This is a genomic window from Gluconacetobacter asukensis (assembly GCF_014174375.1).
Taxonomy (GTDB): domain Bacteria; phylum Pseudomonadota; class Alphaproteobacteria; order Acetobacterales; family Acetobacteraceae; genus Gluconacetobacter; species Gluconacetobacter asukensis.
This window is the reverse complement of record NZ_JABEQE010000039.1, coordinates 1-5,828: the sequence shown is the minus strand read 5'-3', so window position 1 is coordinate 5,828 and position 5,828 is coordinate 1. Positions and strand designations below refer to the sequence as shown.

Here is a 5,828-nt window from a genome sequence, read left to right as displayed (position 1 = left end):
CTTTAATCGCTTCTCAAATCCAGCCATCCGGCCACGGCTCGCTCGGGTCCACATCCCCAGCTTGAATCACGCCCAAGCCACCGCATCAACACATTCTCAAACGGTCTCTGACGAGGTTGCCATTGGCATCATATAATTGTATGTTGTAGTAGTTTTGTATGTCCGAAAGCAGCGCACTATAGTCTTTTTGAGCCGCCCCCACATTGTCTGCCTGTAAATCAGCTTGCCACGTTGCGTAGTCTTGAGTGCTCTTCGTCGCGTAGTTACCAGCAGAAGACATGATGGCTGCGGAAAGAATGACCCCGGCGATGCTGGCCGTGACGGCGTCAATATGAGCCTCGGGCATCAAACTCGCATACGTGGCGTCTTTCATCTTCCCTCTCCCCCTTTGCACAGGTCTTGCGTGATCAGATTCTCTACTTCTCGTCGTATTGCTTCAAAATGCATAAGATTTTCCATATGGAACGCAATGTCAGCGCCGTAATTTTTTTCAAAGGACCAGTGGGCGTGACAGGAAGCGTCGTCCGGGTTCGTCTTCCACAAGATGCCAATACATTGAATAAATGGATCACCATTATTCGCATTCGGTATATATAGTTCGTCAGCCCAGTCAGAATAGGCTTTAAGTCCCGGCAGATCGCGCTTGGGATCGCGAACCCCGTGCAGCCTAGAGACCATTTCCACAGAAGACGTTTTCCCAAAATAGTAGAGAGAACTAGACGTCGTCATTACGGATCCAACCACGATATGATCCAATGGAGTTACATCAGTCTTCGGTTGAAGCCGTAGCGCGTGGGACTGGGCGTTCCATTCAGCATCCCATTTCAGCCACACGTAATATTCATACTCATTAGTAACCGTATTCGTAACTTTACCTATTCCAATCCCGCGCGACGGATTTGCACAGTATATCAAGCCGTTTATGGCAGCGACACGCGGCGTGCGTTTCTCGCATTCCCGTAGAATAAGGGCGGCCGCTACCGTTGCGAGCAGCATCGTGTAAATGAACCGCCTCTTCATAAACTTGCTATTCACGTCGTAATGTCCGCCAATGTGGGGACCTCTTCGCCCACCGCACCGACATCGAACTGCTTCGTTCGTCTCGTCAGTGAGTCATGGCCCTCATCGGTTCGCATGCGCGGCGGCCAGAAGTTCGATGTAATTACCGCTGGCAGGATTGTGACGAAGGCTTGCGGAGAGGGCGCCATTGCCGGCACCGTAAATGTACACTCCCCTGAATCGCAACGCATTGTCTCCTTCAAGAGAGAGGACTCATAGAGTCTGTGACAAGACCCCCGCCGCGAACCCTCACTCATCTTTCTCTCCCGGCATCCTGGACAGAGCGATTCAGCGGAGACAGGAGATAGCTGATGATGCGCCTGCGTCCAGTGAGGATTTCGGCGGTGACCGCCATGCCCGGCTGAAGCCGCGCCGTTTGCCCTTCGACGGGAAGAGTGGCGCGATCAAGTGCGATGCGTGCGACATAGCCGCTGCCCTCGCCGCCATCGAGATCAGGCTCACTGCCGCTCTGCGTTCCCTCGGCGGAGGTGCCAGCACGCCCGGATAGGACATCTTGTGTATCTTTCGTCGTGTCATCCACCGCATCCCGGCTGACCAACACGACGCTCCCCGGAACCAGGCCATACTGCGTGAACTTGAACGCCGCGACCTTTACCTGCACCCGCTGCCCGACCTTCACGAAGCCGATGTCGCGGTTTGGGATCATAGCCTCCACCACGAGGTGCTGATCGTCGGGCACGATGACCATCAGCTTCTCGCCGGGCGTCACGACTCCATGGCTGCTATGCACTGCCAGTTGCTGCACCGTACCCGTGACGGGCGCGCGGAGCACGGTCTCGCTCGCCTCGTGCGCCGCCGCCCGATAGGAGGCTTCGTCCTCGCCCAATGTCCTCTGGGCCTCCGACAGGTCCTGCAACACGCTGTGGACGTAGTCGGCTTGCTGTGCTGCATATTGCTTGGTGAGCGACGCCAGTTCCGTTGTGGCTTCGCCACGATGGGCGATCTGGATTGCCAGATCATGGGCCGCGTCCGAAAAGCGCTGGGCGCTCGACAGAAGATCGACCGTGGTTCCCAAGCGTTGCGCGTAAAGCTTTGCGTACATATCCCGTACACCCGCCAGCAGCGGCAACTCGGCCTTCAGCTTATCAACCGCGCCGGCATCTTCCACGGCCTCAACCCGCTTCTCCGCCATCTGCTGCGTCAGGGAGGCGAGCTTGGCCTCCTGCCCACTGGAGCGCGCCGAGACGGAGGCGAGCTCCTGCTCGATTTGTGCCAGGGTGACGCCAATTGGGGGGCTGAAATGCAGCGCGTGCCCCGGGGACGCGATTTGATCACGCAACGCTATAAGCCCAGCCACGGCTAATCGCGATGCCGCCAGGTCAGCCGCCTGCTTGTCGCGTGCGGCCAGTGCAGACACAGCGTCGAGCTTTAACACCGGCTGACCCTTGAGGACGTGGTCCCCGTCCGCGACCAGAATCTGCTGGAGGTTGGCGGTACCGACCGCTTGTACCAGCTTGACTTTACCGGACGGAACGATCGTGCCGGGTGCGTTCGCGACAATATCAATGCGACCAAGGATCGACCAGACAATCGCGACACAGCAGAAGCCGCAAATCGCCATGGCGATCGCCCGCGGCGCCGGCGGCGCCGGTGTCTCGACGATTTCCAACGCTGCAGGCAGGAATTCAAGTTCGTGACGGGGACGGCGTGCGAGGAGCGGCAGCAAAGCCGCCATAGTTTCATCGGGTTTCCTGGTGGGGCTCGGTGGCGGCGCCATGCGCACCATGTTATCCGGCGGCATGCAGCCCTCCCTGCAAGGCGTGGAGGGCTGCGTAATGCCCTCCGCGCCGCAGCAATTCATCGTGCGAGCCTTGTTCGACGAGTCGGCCACCCTCCAAGGCGATGATCCGGTCCGCGTGCCGCACGGTGCTCAGGCGGTGCGCGACGATGAACACCGTCCGTCCCGTGCAGATCGTGCGCAGATTATGTTGGACGACGCGTTCGCTCTCATAATCGAGCGCACTGGTTGCCTCGTCAAAGATCAGGATCCGCGGATTGCCGACAAGGGCGCGGGCAATGCTAATGCGCTGACGTTGGCCTCCGGACAGCAATGCACCGCGTTCTCCGACCTGCGTGTCATAGCCTTCCGGCAAGCTGAGAATGAAGTCATGCGCGCCGGCAAGCGTTGCCGCCCGCACGACATGCTCCATCGCCATCCCCGGATCGGCGAGGGCGATGTTCTCGCGCACCGTCATATTGAACAGGATATTTTCCTGCAGAACGACCCCGATCCGCCGCCGCAGCCAAGCCGAATTGGCCAACGCGAGATCGAGGCCGTCGACGAGAATACGGCCGCTCTCCGGCACATAAAGGCGTTGCAGCAGTTTCGCCAGCGTGCTTTTCCCGGACCCAGACGGACCGACAATCCCAATGATCTCGCCGGCGGCCACATCCAAAGAGACTTCATCCAGCACGAGAGGGCCATCGATCCGATGGCGGAATTTGACGCGCTCGAAACAGACCCGTCCGGCAAGGCTGGGTGGATTGCCGCTCGCTCCAGAGCCGCGCTCTATCGGCGTATTGAGAATGTCACCCAATCGTTCGACAGAAATACGGGTTTGATGAAAGTCCTGATACATCTGCGCGAGACGCACCACGGGCTGGCTCACGCGCCCGGACAGCATATTGAAGGCTACCAGCCCTCCAACGGTCATGCCGCCATCAATGACCTCATGCGCCCCGACCCACAGTGTGGCCGCGGTTGCCAGCTTACTGGTTCCCTGGATCATCTGGGTCGCGACGTTGCCGATATTGGACACGGAATGGCTCGTCCGGACGTAACCCGCGAGTTGCTCCTCCCAACGTTTCTGCATCTGCGGTTCCACCGCCATTGCTTTGACCGTCTCAATCCCCGCCACGGCTTCGACCAGGAAGGCCTGATTTTCCGCGCCACGTTTGAAACGTTCCTCCAGACGCATCCGAAAGTAGGGCGTTGCGATCACGCTGACTAGTACGTAGATCGGAATGGACAGCAGCACGATCGCGGTAAGCTTCAGCGAGTAGGTGGCCATCACCCCCACGAAGGCGAGGGTGAACAGAAGATCCATGACAAGCGTCAACGCGGAGCCTGTCAGAAATTGCCGGATGTTTTCGAGCTCACGGATGCGGGCGACGGAATCACCCACCCGGCGCGCCTGGAAGTAGGCGAGGGGCAATGCGAGTAAATGACGAAACAGCCGGGCGCCCAACTCCACATCGACACGGTTGGTCGTGTGGGTAAAGACATAGCTGCGCAATCCGCCCAGCAATGCCTCGAACAGGGCGATCACCGCGAGGGCCACCGCGACGACATCCAGCGTGCTCATTCCGCGATTGACCAGAACTTTGTCGACCAGAATCTGGAAGGCTAAAGGAGTGGTAAGCGCGAAGACTTGGAGAAACAGGGAGGCTATCAGTACCTCTCCCAAGACGCGACGGTACTTCTTGACCACGCCGAGAAACCAGCGAAAATCGAAGTGAAGCTCCGAGAGCGCGCCGGTAGACCTGCGTGTTGCGAGGATCGCAACACCGGACCAGCCATCCTGAAAACTATGGAGCTCTTCGATTGCCGGACGTCGCGTGGTGCTATCGAAAAGCAGCACTTGGTCGTCGCCCACGCGGCCAAGCATCTGCAGGCTCCCGTCCACTCGAACCGCCAAGGCTGGCATCGGCGCGCGCGCGAGGCGCTTCAATGGCAGTCGGACAGCCCGCGCTTTGAGCCCCGCGCGATGAAGCACACGCAGAACGGTGGCAGCCGATGGTTCGGTGCCCCATTGATGCACGATCTGAGAAGCATCTGCTACGATGCCATGGAAGCGAAGAAATTCTACCACGGCGTGAATCGACGCGGAGACAGTGTCGTCCGTATTGTCGCGGGGGTCACAGGACGAACTCTGTTGCATATCGACCCTAATGGTACGGGATTTTTAGGTAAATGGCTGCCAATAAAAGGATCTTTGCAAAACTATCCCGAATTCAATTAGATTCTTACTCATGCACGCCGCACGATTTTTGTAAAGCGTTTGCGTTACTCGAAGGTCTAGGTTTCCTTCTAAAAAGCATAAAAACCATTTTATTAAATACGAAAGACTACAGGGTGTGAACCGCCCCGGAATTGGCAAAGACCGGTTTGCACAAATTACGCGGCGATCGGGACCTGGTCTAGAGCTGCATAAGACTGTTGCTTGGCCTCGGCGGGCGTGAGGTTGCGGATGGGCGCAAGGATGCGGCGGTTGTTGAACTATTCCACCTATTCGCGTGTGACATATTCGACGGCATCAAATGATGGTGCGTTCCACAATCCAGCGCTTGGGCAACACCACGAACTTGCCGGCGTCGCCTCGTCGCACGATCTCGACGTTCACAGCGCGACAGACCTGGGCCAGTCCCTGCTGAAACTTCGGCCCCTGATAGTCTGCGTCAGCGTAGAGTTTCAGGAGGAACGGATACAATCCGAACAACGTCGTCATCAGCATGACGCCGCCGTCGCGGTCCTGGATATCGGCCGAATACACGATGGCGGACATCAGAAGTCCCTGGGTACCGACGAGGATAGGCCGTTTCTGTAACTGCTCACGTGGCTGGCTGAAGCGAGGCTCTGTCCTGAAATAGCAACGATCGTGAATCTTTTATTATCAATATGTTATAATTGGACCAGAGGCATCGCGATGCCTTCCGCGAGCTGGTGCACGGGCATATCGACATCCTGTTCGCCAACGAGGAAGAAATCTGCTCGCTCTACCAGACCGAGGATTTCACCACGGCGATGA

The 5,828-nt window shown here is 57.9% G+C and carries 4 protein-coding genes and 2 pseudogenes; 1 reads left to right on the top strand and 5 read right to left on the bottom strand.

All coding sequences use genetic code 11. The features are described 5' to 3' along the window. Positions 1 to 85: 85 nt before the first annotated feature. From HLH35_RS19495 to HLH35_RS19475, 5 genes and pseudogenes are all read right to left on the bottom strand, one after another. Positions 86 to 373, bottom strand: a complete 288-nt coding sequence (locus tag HLH35_RS19495; protein ID WP_182980718.1) for a hypothetical protein — start codon at positions 371 to 373, stop codon at positions 86 to 88. After that, positions 370 to 1,035, bottom strand: a complete 666-nt coding sequence (locus HLH35_RS19490) for a hypothetical protein (RefSeq protein ID WP_182980717.1) — start codon at positions 1,033 to 1,035, stop codon at positions 370 to 372. The genes HLH35_RS19495 and HLH35_RS19490 overlap by 4 nt, the downstream gene beginning before the upstream one ends. Positions 1,036 to 1,312: 277 nt before the next feature. Continuing rightward, positions 1,313 to 2,821, bottom strand: coding sequence for an HlyD family type I secretion periplasmic adaptor subunit (locus HLH35_RS19485; protein WP_182980716.1), 1,509 nt, complete (start codon positions 2,819 to 2,821; stop codon positions 1,313 to 1,315). Next, positions 2,808 to 4,961 (bottom strand): type I secretion system permease/ATPase, encoded by a 2,154-nt coding sequence (locus HLH35_RS19480; protein ID WP_182980715.1) that lies wholly within the window; start codon positions 4,959 to 4,961, stop codon positions 2,808 to 2,810. The genes HLH35_RS19485 and HLH35_RS19480 overlap by 14 nt, the downstream gene beginning before the upstream one ends. 384 nt (positions 4,962 to 5,345) lie before the next feature. After that, positions 5,346 to 5,624 (bottom strand): annotated as a pseudogene (locus tag HLH35_RS19475) (transposase); the annotation flags it as partial. 92 nt (positions 5,625 to 5,716) lie between these two features. Here HLH35_RS19475 and HLH35_RS20100 point away from each other — a divergent pair. Further along, positions 5,717 to 5,828, top strand: a pseudogene (locus HLH35_RS20100) (adenosine kinase); the annotation flags it as partial.